Annotated in this window: 16 protein-coding genes and 2 tRNA genes; 16 read left to right on the forward strand and 2 right to left on the reverse strand. The window is 52.8% G+C overall.

The window, feature by feature from the left end; genetic code table 11:
- Positions 1–2: 2 nt before the first annotated feature.
- Positions 3–1,436: a serine-type D-Ala-D-Ala carboxypeptidase gene (gene dacB / locus ACG1VR_RS02180; RefSeq protein ID WP_395490101.1), complete on the reverse strand. Its 1,434-nt coding sequence runs from the start codon at positions 1,434–1,436 to the stop codon at positions 3–5.
- Positions 1,437–1,690: 254 nt separating this feature from the next.
- Here dacB and greA point away from each other — a divergent pair, with 254 nt between their 5' ends.
- A complete protein-coding gene (greA, locus tag ACG1VR_RS02185) occupies positions 1,691–2,167 on the forward strand; it encodes a transcription elongation factor GreA (RefSeq protein ID WP_016538371.1) in 477 nt (158 codons plus the stop codon).
- Between the two features lie 105 nt (positions 2,168–2,272).
- Here greA and yhbY read toward each other — a convergent pair whose 3' ends face one another.
- A complete protein-coding gene (gene yhbY / locus ACG1VR_RS02190) occupies positions 2,273–2,566 on the reverse strand; it encodes a ribosome assembly RNA-binding protein YhbY (RefSeq protein ID WP_008454796.1) in 294 nt (97 codons plus the stop codon).
- Positions 2,567–2,692: 126 nt separating this feature from the next.
- Here yhbY and rlmE point away from each other — a divergent pair, with 126 nt between their 5' ends.
- The 15 genes from rlmE to nlpI all read left to right on the forward strand — a co-directional run bounded on the left by rlmE (position 2,693) and on the right by nlpI (position 18,545).
- A complete protein-coding gene (gene rlmE, locus ACG1VR_RS02195; RefSeq protein WP_016538370.1) occupies positions 2,693–3,322 on the forward strand; it encodes a 23S rRNA (uridine(2552)-2'-O)-methyltransferase RlmE in 630 nt (209 codons plus the stop codon).
- A 56-nt stretch (positions 3,323–3,378) separates the two neighbouring features.
- Complete coding sequence (gene ftsH / locus ACG1VR_RS02200; protein ID WP_016538369.1) at positions 3,379–5,316, forward strand: ATP-dependent zinc metalloprotease FtsH; 1,938 nt, start codon at positions 3,379–3,381, stop codon at positions 5,314–5,316.
- Positions 5,317–5,414: 98 nt separating this feature from the next.
- A complete protein-coding gene (gene folP / locus ACG1VR_RS02205) occupies positions 5,415–6,263 on the forward strand; it encodes a dihydropteroate synthase (protein ID WP_016538368.1) in 849 nt (282 codons plus the stop codon).
- A complete protein-coding gene (gene glmM / locus ACG1VR_RS02210) occupies positions 6,256–7,593 on the forward strand; it encodes a phosphoglucosamine mutase (protein WP_395490105.1) in 1,338 nt (445 codons plus the stop codon). The genes folP and glmM overlap by 8 nt, the downstream gene beginning before the upstream one ends.
- 235 nt (positions 7,594–7,828) lie before the next feature.
- Positions 7,829–8,161: a preprotein translocase subunit SecG gene (gene secG / locus ACG1VR_RS02215; protein WP_016538366.1), complete on the forward strand. Its 333-nt coding sequence runs from the start codon at positions 7,829–7,831 to the stop codon at positions 8,159–8,161.
- Positions 8,162–8,210: 49 nt separating this feature from the next.
- Positions 8,211–8,297 (forward strand) — tRNA-Leu (locus tag ACG1VR_RS02220).
- 59 nt (positions 8,298–8,356) lie between these two features.
- Positions 8,357–8,433 (forward strand) — tRNA-Met (locus ACG1VR_RS02225).
- Between the two features lie 211 nt (positions 8,434–8,644).
- Positions 8,645–9,097: a ribosome maturation factor RimP gene (gene rimP, locus ACG1VR_RS02230; RefSeq protein ID WP_071704146.1), complete on the forward strand. Its 453-nt coding sequence runs from the start codon at positions 8,645–8,647 to the stop codon at positions 9,095–9,097.
- A gap of 27 nt (positions 9,098–9,124) precedes the next feature.
- Positions 9,125–10,612 carry a transcription termination factor NusA gene (gene nusA / locus ACG1VR_RS02235; protein ID WP_016538364.1) on the forward strand — a complete coding sequence of 496 codons (1,488 nt, stop codon included), beginning with the start codon at positions 9,125–9,127 and terminating at the stop codon, positions 10,610–10,612.
- A gap of 24 nt (positions 10,613–10,636) precedes the next feature.
- Entirely contained in the window at positions 10,637–13,330 is a 2,694-nt protein-coding gene (gene infB / locus ACG1VR_RS02240; protein WP_016538363.1) for a translation initiation factor IF-2, read from the forward strand.
- 65 nt (positions 13,331–13,395) lie between these two features.
- Positions 13,396–13,797, forward strand: a complete 402-nt coding sequence (rbfA, locus tag ACG1VR_RS02245; protein ID WP_008454782.1) for a 30S ribosome-binding factor RbfA — start codon at positions 13,396–13,398, stop codon at positions 13,795–13,797.
- Positions 13,797–14,741, forward strand: a complete 945-nt coding sequence (gene truB, locus ACG1VR_RS02250) for a tRNA pseudouridine(55) synthase TruB (protein ID WP_016538361.1) — start codon at positions 13,797–13,799, stop codon at positions 14,739–14,741. Before rbfA ends, truB begins: the two co-directional genes overlap by 1 nt.
- 153 nt (positions 14,742–14,894) lie before the next feature.
- Entirely contained in the window at positions 14,895–15,164 is a 270-nt protein-coding gene (gene rpsO, locus ACG1VR_RS02255) for a 30S ribosomal protein S15 (protein WP_002434239.1), read from the forward strand.
- Between the two features lie 249 nt (positions 15,165–15,413).
- Positions 15,414–17,543 carry a polyribonucleotide nucleotidyltransferase gene (gene pnp / locus ACG1VR_RS02260; protein WP_039898858.1) on the forward strand — a complete coding sequence of 710 codons (2,130 nt, stop codon included), beginning with the start codon at positions 15,414–15,416 and terminating at the stop codon, positions 17,541–17,543.
- Between the two features lie 117 nt (positions 17,544–17,660).
- Positions 17,661–18,545: a lipoprotein NlpI gene (gene nlpI / locus ACG1VR_RS02265; RefSeq protein ID WP_008454770.1), complete on the forward strand. Its 885-nt coding sequence runs from the start codon at positions 17,661–17,663 to the stop codon at positions 18,543–18,545.
- The last annotated feature ends 79 nt before the right edge of the window (positions 18,546–18,624 follow it).

Raw genomic sequence — 18,624 nt, forward strand, 5'->3', positions numbered from 1 at the left:
GGTTAGTTATTCTGGTAGATGTCCTTGTAGAGGCGGCTTTCAAAACGCACCAATGGGATCCGGCGATTGCGCTGATCGGCCGGCTCAACGGCGTAGCCTGACAGATATTGCACGAAGGCCATACGCTGCCCGCTGGCGGTGGTAATAAAGCCGGCCAGGTTATAAACGCCCTGCAGCGAACCCGTTTTCGCCGAAACTTTTCCGTCAACGCCCGCCTGATGCAGGCCCGCACGATATTGCAGCGATCCGTCGTATCCGGCGAGCGGCAGCATAGAGATAAAGTTTAGCTGATTATCGTTTTGGGCGATGTATTGCAGCACCTGCATCATGGTTGCCGGAGAAATCAGGTTGTGGCGCGAGAGGCCTGAGCCATCCACGACAATGCTGTTGCCCAAATCCACGCCCGCCTTTTGACGCAGGATCTGGCGTACGGCATCGGAGCCTGCTCGCCAGGTGCCCGGTACGCCAAGCCGGTTATGGCCGATGGTACGGAACACGGTATCGGCAATCATGTTATCGGATTTCTTAAGCATGATTTTTAGCAGGTCGTGCAGCGGGGCTGACTGTTTGCTGGCGATAACCGTTCCCGGCGTGTTGGGCTGGGTCTGGCGTAAAAGCGTGCCGCTATAGCTAATTCCTGCCTGCTTCAACTCATCTTTAATAATAGCTCCGGCATAGCTTGCCCCGTCCTGAATGGCAAAGGCCAGCGGCAACGGCTCGGCTCGTTGAGTCAGGCAGCCGGTGAGCGTATAGCGGTTCAGATCGCCGGGAACCACATCCAGCTCGCAGTATTGGGCATCAGGAGAACCTTTTGCCAGCGTTCTGACCTGGCTGAACATTACAACCGGATAGTAAGAGGCGATGCGAATAAAGGCCAAATCGTCGGCCTTCGGGGCGCTGTAGAGCGAAATCGAGAAGCAGTTACGGTCAACGATAGCCGCGGCAGGTGGGGCGCTGAAGCACTGGGTCAGGTCGTTCCACGGCCAGCCTGGCGCTTTGTCGTGGCTGGCAAAGACCGAGGTATCGACCAGCACATTGCCTTTAATTTGCTGTACGCCAGCTTTCTTGAGTTCGGCGACCATATTACGAATATCCTGACGCTTAAGCGTAGGATCGCCGCCAAATCGGGCAATAAGATCGCCTTCCAGCACGCCGTTATCAACCTGCGCGCGGCTTTCCAGCGTAGTGGTAAAACGGAAGTCCGGCCCCAGCTGTAACAGCGCTGCAAGGGCGGTAATGACCTTTTGGGTACTCGCCGGGAGAGCCATCTGCTGGCTGTGGTAATCAATAAATGGGCTGCTGGCCCCAACTTTTTGCACCATCAGCGCGAGGTTCGCCCCGTCAGGCAACTGGGAGGTATACTCTTCTACATTCGCAGCCTGAGTATTAATGGCTACAGCAGCGGTCAACCCAATGACAAATCTCAAAAATCGCATAATCTCGCGGTAACGGCCTGGAAACGTGACCGTCATACTACGGTGCATCGCGGTGCAAAGTAAACGATGACCCTTACGGAACTCCAGGGTAAAATGTCGGTCAATTTGAAAACTGTTACTGACCTGGGGCTATGATTCCGGGTCGGTTTTCTTTTATTTGTTGCCGGGGTGCATTGCGTCGCTCCGGCTATGCTCTTAAGCCAGCGTGGCCCATTTACCGCGCTGCACAGGACTGATTTTAAGAGGTATAACAAATGCAACCTATTCCGATGACCTTACGTGGCGCTGAAAAATTACGCGAAGAGCTGGATTTCCTGAAGTCCGTTCGCCGCCCACAAATCATTGCCGCCATCGCCGATGCTCGTGAACATGGCGATCTTAAAGAAAATGCTGAATACCATGCTGCGCGTGAGCAGCAGGGTTTTTGTGAAGGTCGCATTCAGGATATCGAAGCCAAGCTGTCTAATGCGCAGGTGATCGATGTCACAAAAATGCCTAACAACGGACGTGTGATTTTTGGTACTACCGTAACGGTATTGAACCTGGATAACGACGAAGAGCTTACTTATCGCATTGTTGGCGATGATGAGGCTGATTTTAAACAGAATCTGATTTCTGTGAATTCGCCAATTGCTCGCGGTCTGGTGGGTAAAGAATGCGATGATGTTGTCGTTATTCGTACGCCGGGCGGCGATGTAGAATTCGAAATCCTGAAAGTAGAATATTTGTAATTTTTACTACGCTGACTCAAGGGTTGGCGTATTGTAAAGAAAAGAAAAAGGCCGCATAGCGGCCTTTTATCAACGAACAGGGCGTGGCATTTTGCACACCACTGCTTACTTCGGCAGAGAGATCTTACGCTCTTTAGAAGGGCGGTAGAGCACCAGCGTTTTACCGATGACCTGTACGTTACAGGCGCCGGTTTCCCGCACGATGGCATCCACAATTAAGGTTTTGGTTTCGCGATCTTCCGTTGCGATCTTCACCTTGATTAACTCATGGTGCTCAAGCGCTTGTTCAATCTCGGCCAGTACCCCTTCGGTCAAACCATTGTTGCCAAGCATAACTACCGGCTTGAGCGGATGAGCAAGACCTTTCAGGTGCTGTTTTTGTTTAGTACTCAGATTCATCGTATTTTTTGCTTACGTTGGGATTGAAAACGGTTCATTCTACCGCCATCTCCAGTGTATCGCCAAATCGGCTGTGCTGATTGTTAGTTAGCCTGCTATTCACGATGAACAAAGTTGGAAATTGAGATGACAGGTAAAAAGCGTTCTGCCAGCTCCAGCCGCTGGCTGCAGGAACACTTTAGCGATAAATATGTTCTACAGGCACAGAAAAAGGGGTTGCGGTCCCGTGCCTGGTTTAAACTTGATGAAATACAGCAAAGTGACAAACTTTTTAAGCCAGGAATGACTATTGTTGATCTTGGTGCTGCACCCGGCGGGTGGTCACAGTATGTCGTGACCCAAATCGGGAATCAGGGGCGAATCATCGCTTGCGATCTTTTACCAATGGATCCTATCGTTGGTGTGGACTTCCTTCAGGGCGATTTTCGTGATGAATTAGTCGTCAAGGCCCTGCTGGAACGTGTTGGTGACAGTAAAGTTCAGGTTGTCATGTCAGATATGGCACCAAACATGAGCGGGACACCGGCAGTCGATATTCCGCGCGCTATGTATCTGGTGGAACTGGCACTTGAAATGTGCCGGGACGTGCTGGCGCCGGGCGGTAGTTTTGTAGTGAAAGTGTTTCAGGGCGAAGGCTTCGATGAATACCTGCGGGAAATTCGCTCCCTGTTTACGACGGTTAAAGTTCGTAAGCCGGACTCTTCTCGTGCCCGCTCACGTGAAGTGTACATTGTAGCGACCGGGCGCAAACTATAGTACCCTGACGCTGTTTGTTAACACAGTTGTAATATGAGGTTAATCCCTTGAGTGACATGGCGAAAAACCTAATACTCTGGCTGGTCATTGCCGTTGTGCTGATGTCAGTATTCCAGAGCTTTGGGCCCAGCGAGTCAAATGGCCGTAGGGTGGACTACTCCACTTTCCTGTCTGAAGTTAATCAGGACCAGGTTCGCGAAGCGCGCATCAACGGACGTGAAATCAACGTTACCAAGAAAGATAGTAACCGATACACGACTTACATCCCCGTTAATGATCCCAAGCTGCTTGATAGTCTGATTACCAAGAATGTGAAAGTTGTGGGTGAACCACCTGAAGAGCCGAGCCTGCTGGCTTCTATCTTCATTTCCTGGTTCCCAATGCTGCTGCTGATTGGGGTCTGGATCTTCTTTATGCGCCAAATGCAGGGCGGCGGTGGCAAAGGTGCCATGTCGTTCGGTAAGAGCAAGGCGCGCATGCTAACGGAAGACCAAATCAAAACCACCTTTGCTGACGTTGCCGGTTGCGACGAAGCGAAAGAAGAGGTGGCCGAGCTGGTTGAATACCTGCGTGAGCCGAGCCGTTTCCAGAAACTGGGCGGTAAAATCCCGAAAGGCGTGCTGATGGTTGGCCCTCCGGGTACCGGTAAAACGCTGCTGGCTAAAGCTATAGCCGGTGAAGCTAAGGTTCCGTTCTTCACTATCTCTGGTTCTGACTTCGTGGAAATGTTCGTCGGCGTAGGCGCATCCCGCGTACGTGACATGTTCGAACAGGCCAAGAAGGCTGCGCCTTGTATTATCTTTATCGATGAGATCGATGCCGTTGGCCGTCAACGTGGCGCCGGTTTGGGCGGTGGTCACGATGAACGTGAGCAAACCCTGAACCAGATGCTGGTTGAGATGGATGGCTTTGAAGGCAACGAAGGTATCATCGTTATTGCTGCGACTAACCGTCCGGACGTACTTGACCCGGCGCTGCTGCGTCCAGGCCGTTTCGACCGTCAGGTCGTGGTTGGGCTGCCTGATGTTCGCGGTCGTGAGCAGATCCTGAAAGTTCATATGCGTCGCGTTCCTTTAGCGCCGGATATCGATGCCGCAATCATTGCTCGTGGTACACCTGGCTTCTCAGGCGCCGATTTGGCTAACCTGGTGAACGAAGCCGCGCTGTTTGCCGCTCGTGGCAACAAGCGTGTGGTCTCGATGGTTGAGTTCGAGAAAGCGAAAGACAAAATCATGATGGGTGCGGAACGTCGCTCCATGGTGATGACGGAAGCGCAGAAAGAATCCACCGCTTATCACGAAGCGGGCCACGCGATTATTGGCCGTCTGGTGCCGGAGCATGACCCGGTACATAAAGTGACCATTATCCCTCGCGGTCGTGCGCTGGGTGTGACCTTCTTCCTGCCTGAAGGCGACGCAATCAGCGCCAGCCGTCAGAAACTGGAAAGCCAGATCTCCACGCTGTACGGTGGCCGTCTGGCAGAAGAAATTATCTACGGCGCAGAGCATGTTTCTACCGGCGCGTCGAACGATATTAAAGTCGCTACTAACCTGGCGCGGAACATGGTGACCCAGTGGGGCTTCTCCGACAAACTTGGTCCGCTGCTGTATGCGGAAGAAGAGGGCGAAGTATTCCTGGGCCGTTCAGTTGCAAAAGCGAAGCACATGTCCGATGAAACCGCGCGTATCATCGACCAGGAAGTGAAGTTACTGATTGAACGTAACTACGCCCGTGCTCGCCAGCTGCTGAATGAGAACATGGATATTCTTCACACCATGAAAGACGCGTTGATGAAGTATGAAACCATCGATGCTCCGCAGATTGACGATCTTATGGCTCGCCGCGAAGTGCGTCCGCCAGCAGGTTGGGAAGAAGCGAGCAAAGGCAGCAATAATTCTGACAACAACGGCACCCCGAATGCGCCACGTCCGGTTGATGAACCGCGTACGCCAAACCCGGGCAATACCATGTCAGAGCAGTTGGGCGACAAATAAGACGCTCACGCCAGATGTTTTTGCAGTAATCTATAAACCCCGGGCCAGCCCCGGGGTTTTTGTTTTTGTAGATCCTCAGACAAACCAGGGAAATCTCGATGAAACTCACCGCTCAGGGCACCACGCTCGATCTCTCCCACCCTCACGTAATGGGCATTTTGAATGTCACGCCGGACTCTTTTTCCGACGGCGGGCAGCACAACTCATTGATTGAGGCGCTTAAGCACGCTAACGCGATGATTAATGCCGGGGCGACGATTATCGACGTAGGCGGTGAGTCTACGCGGCCCGGAGCCGCAGAGGTGAGCACCGATGAAGAGCTTTCTCGGGTTATCCCGGTGGTGGAGGCGCTGGCTCAGCGCTTCGAGGTCTGGGTTTCGGTCGATACCTCCAAAGCAGAGGTAATCCGTGAGTCTGCAAGGGTTGGCGCGCATCTGATTAATGATATTCGTTCCTTGCAGGAGCCGGGCGCCCTGGCGGCAGCGGCCGAAACGGGGCTGCCGGTTTGCCTGATGCATATGCAGGGCGAGCCGAAAACCATGCAGCAAGCTCCTCAGTATGAGGATGTTTTTGCCGATGTGGATCGCTTCTTTATTGAACATATTGCCCGCTGCGAAGCGGCAGGTATCGCAAAAGATAAATTGTTGCTCGACCCGGGCTTTGGTTTCGGTAAAAATCTCACCCACAATTATCAGCTGCTCGCCCGACTTGCTGAGTTCCACCGCTACGGTATGCCGCTGCTGGTGGGGATGTCTCGTAAATCCATGGTCGGGCAGTTATTGAATGTTGGCCCCGATCAGCGGCTAAGCGGTAGTCTGGCCTGCGCGGTGATTGCCGCGATGCAGGGGGCACATATTCTCCGCGTGCACGATGTGAAAGAGACCGTAGAAGCCATGCGCGTGGTAGAAGCCACGCTTTCAGCGAAGGAAAACAAACGCTATGAGTAACCGTAAATATTTTGGCACCGATGGCATTCGCGGCCGCGTAGGCGATGCGCCTATTACTCCTGATTTCGTTTTAAAGCTGGGCTGGGCCGCCGGTAAAGTTCTCGCCCGCCACGGTTCGCGTAAAATTATCATCGGTAAAGATACCCGTATTTCTGGCTACATGCTGGAGTCGGCGCTCGAGGCTGGTCTTGCCGCCGCTGGGCTGTCCGCCTCTTTCACCGGGCCGATGCCAACGCCTGCGGTTGCCTATCTGACCCGCACTTTCCGCGCTGAGGCGGGGATCGTTATTTCCGCATCCCACAACCCGTTCTACGATAACGGCATCAAATTCTTCTCCATCGACGGTACCAAGCTGCCGGATGAAGTTGAAGAAGCCATTGAAGCGGAAATGGAAAAAGAAATCACCTGCGTGGACTCCGCTGAGCTCGGTAAGGCCAGCCGTATTGTTGATGCGGCAGGGCGCTATATCGAGTTTTGCAAAGGAACCTTCCCGAATGAATTAAGCCTCAACGGCCTGAAAATCGTTGTGGATTGCGCCAACGGTGCGACCTACCACATCGCGCCGAACGTGCTGCGTGAACTGGGCGCCAAAGTGATTGCCATTGGCTGCGAACCTGATGGCGTAAACATCAACGAAAAATGCGGTGCGACGGATGTACGCATGTTGCAGGAACGCGTTCTGGCGGAAAAAGCCGATCTTGGTATCGCTTTTGATGGCGACGGTGACCGCGTCATCATGGTCGATAACCTCGGTCATAAAGTTGATGGTGACCAAATTCTCTATATCATTGCTCGCGAAGGGCTGCGCCAGGGCCAGTTGCGCGGTGGTGCCGTCGGCACGCTGATGAGCAATATGGGGCTGGAAGTTGCGCTTAAACAGCTGGGGATTCCTTTTGTTCGCGCTAAAGTGGGCGACCGCTACGTGCTGGAAAAATTGCAGGAAAAAGGCTGGCGTATAGGCGCAGAAAACTCCGGCCACGTTATTTTGCTGGATCAAACGACTACCGGAGACGGTATTGTCGCAGGTCTGCAGGTACTCACGGCGATGGTTCGCAACCATATGAGCCTGCATGACCTGTGCAGCGGCATGAAGTTGTTCCCTCAAATCCTGGTTAATGTGCGCTTCACTGCGGGAAGCGGGGATCCGCTGGAAAATGAAACCGTTAAGAAAGTCACGGCTGAGGTTGAGGCTGCGTTAGGCAATCGTGGCCGTGTCCTGCTGCGTAAATCCGGCACCGAACCGCTTATTCGCGTCATGGTTGAAGGTGAAGATGAAGGGCAGGTAACGGAATTTGCTAACCGTATTGCCGATGCGGTGAAGGCTGTTTAAGACTTCTTTCTTCGTAAACTGATTGAAAAGGCGGCAAATACCGCCTTTAAATCCCGTAGATGCTGATTGTTTGCTGTTTTTTTCCGCAGTCAGTGCAATGTTAATAAATTGCCCTTGCGCACCAGTCTGGCTTTGGTTAGTATTCTCACCCGCTTCAGTGGGTAATGACAAACGTGCCCGCTTAACTGGTTTGAAGCAATTGGCGTGCGGTAACCCCGCAAGGAACAGGTTAATTATGTACGAAGCTCTTTTAGTTGTTTTCCTTATTGTAGCCTTAGGCCTTGTAGGTCTCATCATGCTGCAACAAGGTAAAGGCGCTGATATGGGAGCCTCCTTCGGAGCAGGCGCTTCCGCTACGTTATTCGGTTCAAGTGGTTCTGGTAACTTCATGACCCGTATGACCGGTGTGCTGGCGACGTTGTTCTTTATCCTGAGCCTGGTTCTGGGTAACCTCAGCACCAATAAAACCAGTAAAGGAAGTGAGTGGGAAAATTTAAGTCAGCCGGTTAAATCCGAGCAGACTGCGCCAGCGGCACCTACCAAGCCGAGCAGCGATATCCCGCAGTAAGTTTGTCAGCTTCAATACGGTAATATGCAAGTTGCCGTGTTTTAAGAGTGCCGAGGTGGTGGAATTGGTAGACACGCTACCTTGAGGTGGTAGTGCCCGATTGGGCTTACGGGTTCAAGTCCCGTCCTCGGTACCAAATCCCAGCAATTCTTGCATTTAATGCATTACTGGCGTAATATTTGCCACGTTTTCGGACGCGGGGTGGAGCAGCCTGGTAGCTCGTCGGGCTCATAACCCGAAGGTCGTCGGTTCAAATCCGGCCCCCGCAACCACTTTCCCTGAGAGTTGTTTTTCAAATATACTGTGAACACCAGTCGGTGCCTTCGCGAAGAATTTAGAAAAAAATTCTCCTGGACGGTGTCCGGGCCGCAGTTGCGGCATACAGGGTTCAGTTATATAAAGCCCCGATTTATCGGGGTTTTTTGTTATCTGACTTCAGAATAACTGGGCTATATGCCCTTTTTTTATGTCTTGGGGGTGGGCTTGTCCACATTAGAGCAAAAATTAACAGAGATGATTTCAGCACCGGTCGAAGCACTGGGCTATGAACTTGTCGGCATCGAATTCATTCGGGGTCGCCAATCTACGCTGCGCATCTATATTGATAGTGAAGATGGCATTAATGTTGATGATTGTGCTGATGTCAGTCACCAGGTAAGTGCAGTCCTGGATGTCGAAGACCCTATCACCGTGGCGTATAACCTGGAAGTGTCCTCACCTGGCCTCGATCGCCCAATGTTCACCGCAGAACACTATGTTCGCTTTAACGGCGAAGAAGTGAGCATTGTATTGCGTATGGCTGTGCAAAACCGTCGCAAATGGCAGGGTATTATTAAAGCTGTAGACGGTGAGATGATCACAGTTACGGTCGAAGGAAAAGACGAAGTGTTCGCGCTGAGCAACATCCAGAAAGCGAACCTGGTACCCCACTTTTAATAGTTTGGATTGAGGTGAAAACCCAGGATGAACAAAGAAATTTTGGCTGTTGTCGAAGCAGTTTCCAACGAAAAATCGCTGCCGCGCGAGAAAATTTTCGAGGCGCTGGAAAGTGCACTGGCAACGGCGACTAAGAAAAAATACGAGCAAGAGATTGACGTCCGCGTAGAAATTGACCGTAAAAGCGGTGATTTCGATACTTTCCGTCGTTGGGTTATTGTCGAAGAAGTGACCCAGCCTACGCGTGAAATTACGCTCGAAGCTGCCCAGTTCGAAGATCCGGCGTTTACCGTCGGTGAATACGTTGAAGACCAGATTGAATCTGTCACCTTTGACCGTATCACTACCCAGACCGCTAAGCAGGTTATCGTGCAGAAAGTGCGCGAAGCCGAGCGCGCGATGGTTGTCGATCAGTTCCGTGAGCATGAAGGTGAGATAATCACCGGCGTCGTGAAGAAAGTTAACCGCGACAATATCTCTCTCGACCTCGGCAGCAATGCTGAAGCCGTAATCCTGCGCGAAGACATGCTTCCGCGTGAGAACTTCCGTCCGGGCGACCGTATTCGTGGCGTTCTTTATGCCGTGCGTCCTGAAGCTCGCGGCGCGCAGCTGTTTGTTAGCCGTTCCAAACCGGAAATGCTGATCGAACTGTTCCGCATCGAAGTGCCGGAAATCGGCGAAGAAGTTATCGAAATTAAAGCCGCTGCACGCGATCCTGGCTCCCGAGCCAAAATCGCCGTTAAAACCAACGACAAGCGCATCGATCCGGTCGGCGCCTGCGTAGGTATGCGTGGTGCGCGTGTTCAGGCGGTTTCTACTGAGTTAGGCGGTGAGCGTATTGATATCGTGCTGTGGGACGATAATCCGGCGCAGTTTGTTATCAACGCAATGGCACCAGCCGACGTAGCATCCATCGTTGTCGATGAAGACAAACATACGATGGATATCGCGGTAGAGGCAGGCAATCTGGCGCAGGCCATCGGCCGTAACGGTCAGAACGTTCGCCTGGCATCACAGCTGAGCGGCTGGGAGCTCAACGTTATGACCGTTGACGACCTGCAGGCTAAACATCAGGCTGAAGCGCACGCGGCTATTGATACCTTTACCAAGTACCTCGATATTGACGAGGATTTCGCCACCGTGTTGGTCGAAGAAGGCTTCTCCACGCTCGAAGAACTGGCCTATGTGCCAATGAAAGAGCTGCTGGAAGTCGACGGCCTTGATGAAGACACCGTGGAAGCATTACGCGATCGCGCTAAAAACGCGCTCACCACACTGGCTCTGGCCCAGGAAGAGAGCCTCGGCGATAAGAAACCTACCGAGGATCTGCTGAGTCTCGAAGGTCTGGATCGCCAGATGGCCTTTAAACTGGCCGCGCGTGGTGTTAGCTCGCTGGAAGACCTTGCTGAGCAAGGTGTTGACGACCTGTCAGATATCGAAGGCTTAACGGACGAGAAAGCCGGCGAACTGATTATGGCAGCGCGCAATATTTGCTGGTTTGGCGGCGAAGCGTAATAAACTGTAGCAGGAAGGAACAGCATGACAGATGTAACCGTAAAAGCGCTGGCCGCAGAGATTCAGACCTCCGTGGACCGCCTGGTACAGCAATTTGCTGATGCAGGGATCCCGAAGTCTGCTGATGATTCTGTTTCGGCGCAAGAGAAGCAAACTCTGCTGGCCCACCTGAACCGTGAACATGGCTCAGGCCCAGACAAGTTGACTTTACAGCGCAAAACGCGCAGTACTTTAAACATTCCAGGTACCGGTGGGAAAAGTAAATCGGTACAAATCGAAGTCCGCAAGAAGCGCACCTTTGTAAAACGTGATCCGCAAGAGGCCGAGCGCCTTGCAGTGGAAGAACAGGCGCAGCGTGAAGCGGAAGAGCAAGCCCGTCGTGAGGCAGAGGAAGCTGCCAAACGTGAGGCACAAGAAAAAGCTAAGCGTGATGCTGAAGAACAAGCTAAGCGCGAAGCCGCTGATAAAGCGAAACGTGAAGCTGCGGAAAAAGACAAAGTGAGCAATCAACCAACTGACGAAATGACGAAAGCCGCCCATGCCGAGAAAGCTCGCCGTGAAGCGGAAGCTGCCGAACTGAAGCGTAAAGCTGAAGAAGAAGCCCGTCGCAAACTTGAAGAAGACGCCCGTCGTGTGGCAGAAGAGGCCCGTAAAATGGCTGAAGCCAACGCTGGAGTTTGGGAAGAGCAGGAAAAAGAGAAAGTGGAAGACGATAAGTCCGATTACCACGTAACCACTTCTCAGCACGCTCGCCAGGCTGAAGACGAAAACGACCGTGAAGTAGAAGGCGGCCGCGGCCGTGGTCGTACTGCTGCAAAAGCACCTCGTCAGAAAAAAGCCGGCGGTAAGCACGGCGAGTCTAAAGCCGATCGTGAAGAGGCTCGTGCAGCCGTTCGCGGTGGCAAAGGCAAGCGTAAGCCAAGCTCTCTGCAACAGGGCTTCACCAAGCCTGTTCAGGCGGTTAACCGTGACGTCGTAATCGGCGAAACCGTAACCGTAGCCGAACTGGCTAACAAAATGGCTGTTAAAGGCTCTCAGGTCATCAAAGCGATGATGAAACTGGGCGCAATGGCGACCATCAACCAGGTTATCGATCAGGAAACAGCTCAGCTGGTTGCTGAAGAGATGGGCCACAAAGTTATCCTGCGTCGTGAAAACGAGCTGGAAGAAGCGGTAATGAGCGACCGTGATACCGGTGCAGCGACCGAAACTCGCGCCCCGGTTGTGACCATCATGGGTCACGTTGACCACGGTAAAACGTCTCTGCTCGACTATATTCGTTCTACTAAAGTGGCCTCCGGCGAAGCGGGTGGTATTACCCAGCATATCGGTGCTTACCACGTAGAAACCGACAACGGCATGGTTACCTTCCTGGATACCCCGGGACACGCAGCGTTTACCTCTATGCGTGCTCGTGGTGCTCAGGCAACGGATATCGTTGTTCTGGTTGTTGCTGCCGACGATGGCGTGATGCCGCAGACTATCGAAGCTATCCAGCACGCAAAAGCGGCGCAGGTGCCGGTTGTTGTTGCGGTTAACAAAATCGATAAGCCAGAAGCCGATCCAGACCGCGTTAAGCAAGAACTGTCCCAGCACGGTATCATGCCGGAAGAGTGGGGCGGCGAGAGCCAGTTCATCCACGTATCTGCAAAAGCCGGTACCGGTATCGACGAGCTGCTGGACGCAATCCTGCTGCAGGCCGAAGTTCTGGAACTGAAAGCCGTGCGTAAAGGTATGGCAAGCGGCGTAGTTATCGAATCCTTCCTGGATAAAGGTCGTGGTCCGGTTGCTACCGTTCTGGTACGTGAAGGTACGCTGAACAAAGGCGATATCGTACTGTGTGGCTTCGAATACGGCCGCGTGCGTGCGATGCGTGACGAACTGGGTCGTGAAGTGACCGAAGCGGGTCCATCTATTCCGGTCGAGATCCTCGGTCTGTCCGGCGTTCCGGCTGCGGGTGACGAAGTTACCGTTGTTCGTGACGAGAAGAAAGCCCGTGAAGTTGCTCTGTACCGTCAGGGTAAATTCCGCGAAGTTAAACTGGCTCGCCAGCAGAAATCCAAACTGGAAAACATGTTCGCCAACATGACCGAAGGCGAAGTGTCCGAAGTGAACATCGTGCTGAAAGCAGACGTTCAGGGTTCTGTGGAAGCTATCAGCGACTCCCTGCTGAAACTGTCTACTGATGAAGTTAAAGTTAAAATCATCGGTTCTGGCGTGGGCGGGATCACTGAAACCGACGCGACTCTGGCAGCGGCATCCAACGCAATTCTGGTTGGCTTCAACGTACGTGCCGACGCTTCTGCTCGTCGCGTAATCGAAGCTGAAAGCTTGGATCTGCGTTACTACTCCGTCATCTATAACCTGATTGACGAAGTTAAAGCTGCGATGAGCGGCATGCTGTCACCAGAACTGAAACAGCAGATCCTCGGTCTGGCCGAAGTACGTGATGTGTTTAAATCACCTAAATTTGGCGCGATCGCTGGCTGTATGGTTACCGAAGGTGTGGTTAAACGTCATAACCCAATCCGCGTACTGCGTGACAACGTGGTTATCTATGAAGGCGAGCTGGAATCCCTGCGCCGCTTCAAAGATGACGCCAGCGAAGTCCGTAACGGCATGGAATGTGGTATCGGCGTTAAGAACTACAACGACGTGCGCGTGGGCGATATGATCGAAGTCTTCGAAATTATCGAGATCAAGCGTACCATCTCCTGATAGCCGTACCGCATCTACTATTTCAGGGGGGCCAAGTGCCCCCCGTTTTGTCTGGAGAAATTATTATGGCGAAAGAATTTGGTCGCCCACAGCGCGTTTCTCAGGAACTGCAAAAAGAAATTGCCATTATCCTGCAGCGTGAAATCAAAGATCCGCGTCTGGGCATGATGACCACCGTTTCCGGTGTTGAAGTCTCCCGTGACCTGGCCTATGCCAAAGTGTTCGTGACTTTCCTGAACGATAAAGACGAAGACGCCATCAAAGAAGGCATCAAAGTTCTTCAGGACGCTTCCGGCTACATCCGCACTCTGGTTGGCAAAGCTATGCGTCTGCGCATCGTGCCTGAACTGACCTTCTTCTACGATAACTCGCTGGTTGAAGGGATGCGCATGTCCAACCTGGTCTCCAATGTCATCCGTCACGATGACGAGCGTCGCGTGAATACGGACGACAGCAAGGAGGATTGATGAGTCGTCCTCGTCGTCGCGGTCGTGATATACACGGCGTGCTGTTGCTGGATAAGCCTCAGGGTCTTTCCTCTAACGACGCGCTGCAAAAAGTAAAGCGCCTCTATAACGCTAACCGCGCGGGTCACACCGGCGCGCTGGATCCGCTGGCTACCGGCATGTTGCCTATCTGTCTGGGAGAGGCGACAAAGTTCTCTCAGTACCTGCTGGACTCCGATAAACGCTATCGGGTGATTGCACGTCTCGGGCAGCGTACCGATACGTCCGATGCCGACGGCACGGTAGTTGAAGAGCGTCCGGTAAACTTTAGCGAGCAGGCTCTGGCGGATGCGCTGGAAAGTTTCCGCGGTGAAACTCAGCAGATCCCGTCGATGTATTCCGCGCTGAAATACCAGGGCAAGCCGCTTTACGAATACGCTCGCCAGGGCATTGAAGTCCCTCGTGAGTCGCGCGCTATCGTGGTTTATGAGCTGCTGTTTATTCGCCATGAAGGCAATGAGCTGGAGCTTGAAGTCCACTGCTCCAAAGGCACTTACATCCGTACCATCATTGACGATCTCGGTGAAAAGCTGGGCTGTGGGGCGCATGTTACTTTCCTGCGTCGCCTGGCGGTGAGTAAGTACCCGGTTGAGCGCATGGTGACGCTGGAGCAGCTCAATGAGCTGATTGAGCAGGCCCACCGGCAGGAGATTGCGCCTTCAGAGCTCCTTGACCCGCTGCTGATGCCAATGGACAGCCCGGCCTCAGATTTTCCGGTCGTTAACCTGCTGTCCGAAGTTGCCGTCTACTTTAAGAACGGCCAGCCGGTGCGGGTTAACGGCGTGCCTGCCGAAGGGCTGGTGCGGGTAACCGAAGGCGAAGAACACAAGTTTATCGGTATGGCCGAAATTGACGATGATGGTCGCGTTGCGCCGCGTCGTTTAGTGGTCGAATATCCAGTCTGACTTTTGCCGCTACCTTGCGGTAAAAGAGCGCTACAGGTAAAATAGCGCGGCTTAATATCCGGACAAGGTTTTTAACCTCGTCTGGCTATGCACTGGGGTTGCTGAATTAGAGATCGGCACCCTGTTTATTTATCTATAATTTTGGAGTTGAAAATGTCTCTAAGCGTTGAAGCTAAAGCTAAAATCGTTTCCGAGTTTGGTCGTGGTACTAACGACAGCGGTTCTACCGAAGTTCAGGTTGCACTGCTGACTGCTCAGATCAACCACCTGCAGGGTCACTTTGCAGAGCACAAAAAAGATCACCACAGCCGTCGTGGTCTGCTGCGTATGGTTTCTCAGCGTCGTAAACTGCTCGACTACCTGAAACGTAAAGATGTAGCACGTTACACCAGCCTGATCGAGCGTCTGGGTCTGCGTCGCTAATTCTTGCGAGTTTCAGAAAAAGGGGCCTGTAAGGGCCCCTTTTTTCAACCAGACGGCAGCAATTCTATGGAAACTAATGTATTGTTGCTGAGTGTGATCTTTATTGCAGAGGTTCGCGCGGCTAATGAGAGGCTTTACCCGCAGGAGAGTGGGTTAGGGTTGTCATTAGTCGCGAGGATGTGATGAAGATCGGGTATCAACGGCGGCGCGTGAAGCCACGTGCTGCCCGTCATTTTAAAGGATCTTATCTTGCTAAATCCGATCGTTCGTAAATTCCAGTATGGTCAACATACGGTCACTCTTGAGACCGGCATGATGGCTCGCCAGGCTACTGCTGCTGTGATGGTAAGCATGGATGACACCGCGGTATTCGTTACCGTCGTTGGCCAGAAAAAAGCTAAAGCAGGCCAGGACTTCTTCCCGCTGACCGTAAACTATCAGGAGCGTACCTACGCTGCTGGCCGTATCCCGGGTAGCTTCTTCCGTCGTGAAGGCCGTCCAAGCGAAGGCGAAACCCTGATCGCGCGTCTGATTGACCGCCCGGTTCGTCCTCTGTTCCCGGAAGGTTTCGTGAACGAAGTTCAGGTTATCGCGACCGTTGTTTCCGTTAACCCACAGGTTCACCCTGATATCGTTGCAATGATTGGCGCATCTGCTGCGCTGAGCCTGTCCGGTATTCCTTTCAACGGCCCAATCGGTGCCGCTCGTGTTGGTTACATCAATGACCAGTACGTGCTGAACCCAACCGCTGACGAGCTGAAAACCAGCAAGCTGGATCTGGTTGTTGCCGGTACCGAAGGTGCTGTGCTGATGGTTGAGTCCGAAGCAGAACTGCTGAGCGAAGACCAGATGCTTGGCGCTGTGGTCTTTGGCCACGAGCAGCAGCAGATTGTTATCGAGAACATCAACTCTCTGGTTGCTGAAGCGGGCAAACCACGTTGGGATTGGCAGCCTGAAGCCGTTAACGAAGCGCTGAACGCGCGCGTTGCCGCTCTGGCTGAATCCCGTCTGAGCGATGCTTACCGCATCACTGAGAAACAAGAGCGTTATGCTCAGGTTGACGTCATCAAAGCTGACGTTATCGCAACCCTGACCGCAGAAGACGAGTCTCTGGACGCAGGCGAGCTGTCTGACATTCTGCACGCTATCGAGAAAAACGTTGTTCGTAGCCGTATTCTGGCTGGCGAGCTGCGTATTGATGGCCGTGAAAAAGACATGATTCGTGGTCTGGACGTTCGTACCGGCGTACTGCCGCGTACCCACGGTTCCGCTCTGTTCACCCGCGGTGAAACTCAGGCGCTGGTCACCGCGACTCTGGGTACTGCCCGTGACGCGCAGAACCTGGACGAGCTGATGGGCGAGCGTACCGACAGCTTCCTGTTCCACTACAACTTCCCTCCGTACTCCGTTGGTGAGACCGGTATGGTAGGTTCTCCGAAGCGTCGTGAAATTGGTCACGGCCGTCTGGCGAAGCGCGGCGTGCTGGCTGTTATGCCAGAAGCTGACAACTTCCCGTATACCGTGCGTGTGGTTTCTGAAATCACCGAATCTAACGGTTCTTCTTCTATGGCTTCCGTGTGTGGTGCTTCTCTGGCACTGATGGACGCAGGCGTGCCGATTAAAGCGGCCGTTGCGGGCATCGCGATGGGTCTGGTGAAAGAAGGCGATAACTTCGTTGTTCTGTCCGACATTCTGGGTGACGAAGATCACTTGGGCGACATGGACTTCAAAGTTGCCGGTAGCCGCGAAGGTATCTCTGCGCTGCAGATGGATATCAAAATTGAAGGCATCACCCGCGAAATCATGCAGGTTGCTCTGAACCAGGCTAAGGGTGCGCGTCTGCATATCCTGGGCGTAATGGAACAGGCTATCAACGCACCGCGTGGCGATATCTCTGAATTCGCACCGCGTATTCACACCATCAAAATCAACCCGGACAAGATCAAAGACGTGATCGGTAAGGGTGGTTCTGTGATTCGTGCGCTGACCGAAGAGACCGGCACTACCATCGAAATCGAAGACGACGGCACGGTGAAAATCGCTGCTACCGACGGCGACAAAGCGAAACACGCTATTCGTCGTATCGAAGAGATCACTGCTGAAATCGAAGTGGGCCGCATCTACAACGGTAAAGTAACCCGTATCGTTGACTTCGGCGCGTTCGTTGCTATCGGCGGCGGTAAAGAAGGTCTGGTTCACATCTCTCAAATCGCTGACAAGCGCGTTGAGAAAGTGACTGACTACCTGCAGATGGGTCAGGAAGTTCCGGTGAAAGTACTGGAAGTTGACCGTCAGGGCCGCGTTCGTTTAAGCATCAAAGAAGCAACCGAGCAGTCTCCGGCGGAAGGCGCAGCACCGGCTGCTCCAGAAGCTGAGTAAGGTTTGCCAATTTAGCTCTCCATGGAAACATGGAGAGCTGTTTGTTACGGGACCGGATGTCTCGTTTGCAGCCGGGGGACAGGACGTTCATCCATTTGTTGTCTTCGGGAGTAGGAAATGAAGCCTTTTTTGCGCTGGTGTTTCGTTGCGACAGCTATCACGCTGGCCGGATGCAGCAACTCTGCCTGGCGTAAGAACGAAGTATTAGCGGTGCCACTGCAGCCTACGTTGCAGCAAGAAGTGATTCTGGCACGCATGGAACAAATACTTGCCAGTCGGGCTTTAACCGATGACGAACGCGCACAGCTTTTATATGAGCGCGGAGTGTTGTATGATAGTCTCGGTCTGAGGGCTTTGGCGCGGAATGATTTTTCACAAGCGCTGGCCATCCGTCCCGATATGCCTGAAGTATTCAATTACTTAGGCATTTATTTAACGCAGGCAGGCAATTTTGATGCTGCCTATGAAGCGTTTGATTCTGTACTTGAGCTTGATCCAACTTACAACTACGCGCATTTAAATCGCGGTATCGCCCTCTATTACGGTGGTCGTTATCGTTTAGCGCAAGATGATCTGCTGGCGTTTTATCAAGACGATCCCAACGATCCTTTCCGTAGCCTGTGGCTCTATATTGCTGAACGCAATCTGGACGAAAAGCAGGCCAAAGTGGCGCTACAACAGCGTCTCGAGAAATCGGATAGAGAGCAATGGGGATGGAACATTGTCGAGTTCTACCTGGGCAACATTAGCGAAAAAGAGCTAATGGAACGCCTCAAGGCGGACGCAACGGATAACACCTCGCTCGCTGAGCATCTCAGTGAAACCAACTTCTATTTAGGTAAGTACTACCTAAGTCTGGGGGATAAGGACAGCGCCAAGGCACTGTTCAAGTTAGCGGTTGCTAACAACGTACACAACTACGTTGAGCACCGTTATGCATTGTTGGAATTAGCGCTCTTGGGCCAGGAGCAAGACGACCTGGCAGAATCGGACCAGCAATAGCTGACGAACAACGATCGTCCCATAAACTTTTTAACTAAAGTCATCACCTTAACGGGTGAGGGCGTTTTTGTTCGTTAAT

The organism is Cedecea davisae (assembly GCF_044095835.1).
In the GTDB taxonomy this organism is placed as follows: domain Bacteria; phylum Pseudomonadota; class Gammaproteobacteria; order Enterobacterales; family Enterobacteriaceae; genus Cedecea; species Cedecea davisae.

What these genes read in the sequence shown, in the direction of transcription:
- dacB (WP_395490101.1), bottom strand. Translation starts at nt 1,436, where the DNA reads ATGCGATTTTTGAGATTTGTCATTGGGTTGACCGCTGCTGTAGCCATT.
- greA (WP_016538371.1), top strand. Translation starts at nt 1,691, where the DNA reads ATGCAACCTATTCCGATGACCTTACGTGGCGCTGAAAAATTACGCGAA.
- yhbY (WP_008454796.1), bottom strand. Translation starts at nt 2,566, where the DNA reads ATGAATCTGAGTACTAAACAAAAACAGCACCTGAAAGGTCTTGCTCAT.
- rlmE (WP_016538370.1), top strand. Translation starts at nt 2,693, where the DNA reads ATGACAGGTAAAAAGCGTTCTGCCAGCTCCAGCCGCTGGCTGCAGGAA.
- ftsH (WP_016538369.1), top strand. Translation starts at nt 3,379, where the DNA reads ATGGCGAAAAACCTAATACTCTGGCTGGTCATTGCCGTTGTGCTGATG.
- folP (WP_016538368.1), top strand. Translation starts at nt 5,415, where the DNA reads ATGAAACTCACCGCTCAGGGCACCACGCTCGATCTCTCCCACCCTCAC.
- glmM (WP_395490105.1), top strand. Translation starts at nt 6,256, where the DNA reads ATGAGTAACCGTAAATATTTTGGCACCGATGGCATTCGCGGCCGCGTA.
- secG (WP_016538366.1), top strand. Translation starts at nt 7,829, where the DNA reads ATGTACGAAGCTCTTTTAGTTGTTTTCCTTATTGTAGCCTTAGGCCTT.
- nusA (WP_016538364.1), top strand. Translation starts at nt 9,125, where the DNA reads ATGAACAAAGAAATTTTGGCTGTTGTCGAAGCAGTTTCCAACGAAAAA.
- infB (WP_016538363.1), top strand. Translation starts at nt 10,637, where the DNA reads ATGACAGATGTAACCGTAAAAGCGCTGGCCGCAGAGATTCAGACCTCC.
- rbfA (WP_008454782.1), top strand. Translation starts at nt 13,396, where the DNA reads ATGGCGAAAGAATTTGGTCGCCCACAGCGCGTTTCTCAGGAACTGCAA.
- truB (WP_016538361.1), top strand. Translation starts at nt 13,797, where the DNA reads ATGAGTCGTCCTCGTCGTCGCGGTCGTGATATACACGGCGTGCTGTTG.
- rpsO (WP_002434239.1), top strand. Translation starts at nt 14,895, where the DNA reads ATGTCTCTAAGCGTTGAAGCTAAAGCTAAAATCGTTTCCGAGTTTGGT.
- nlpI (WP_008454770.1), top strand. Translation starts at nt 17,661, where the DNA reads ATGAAGCCTTTTTTGCGCTGGTGTTTCGTTGCGACAGCTATCACGCTG.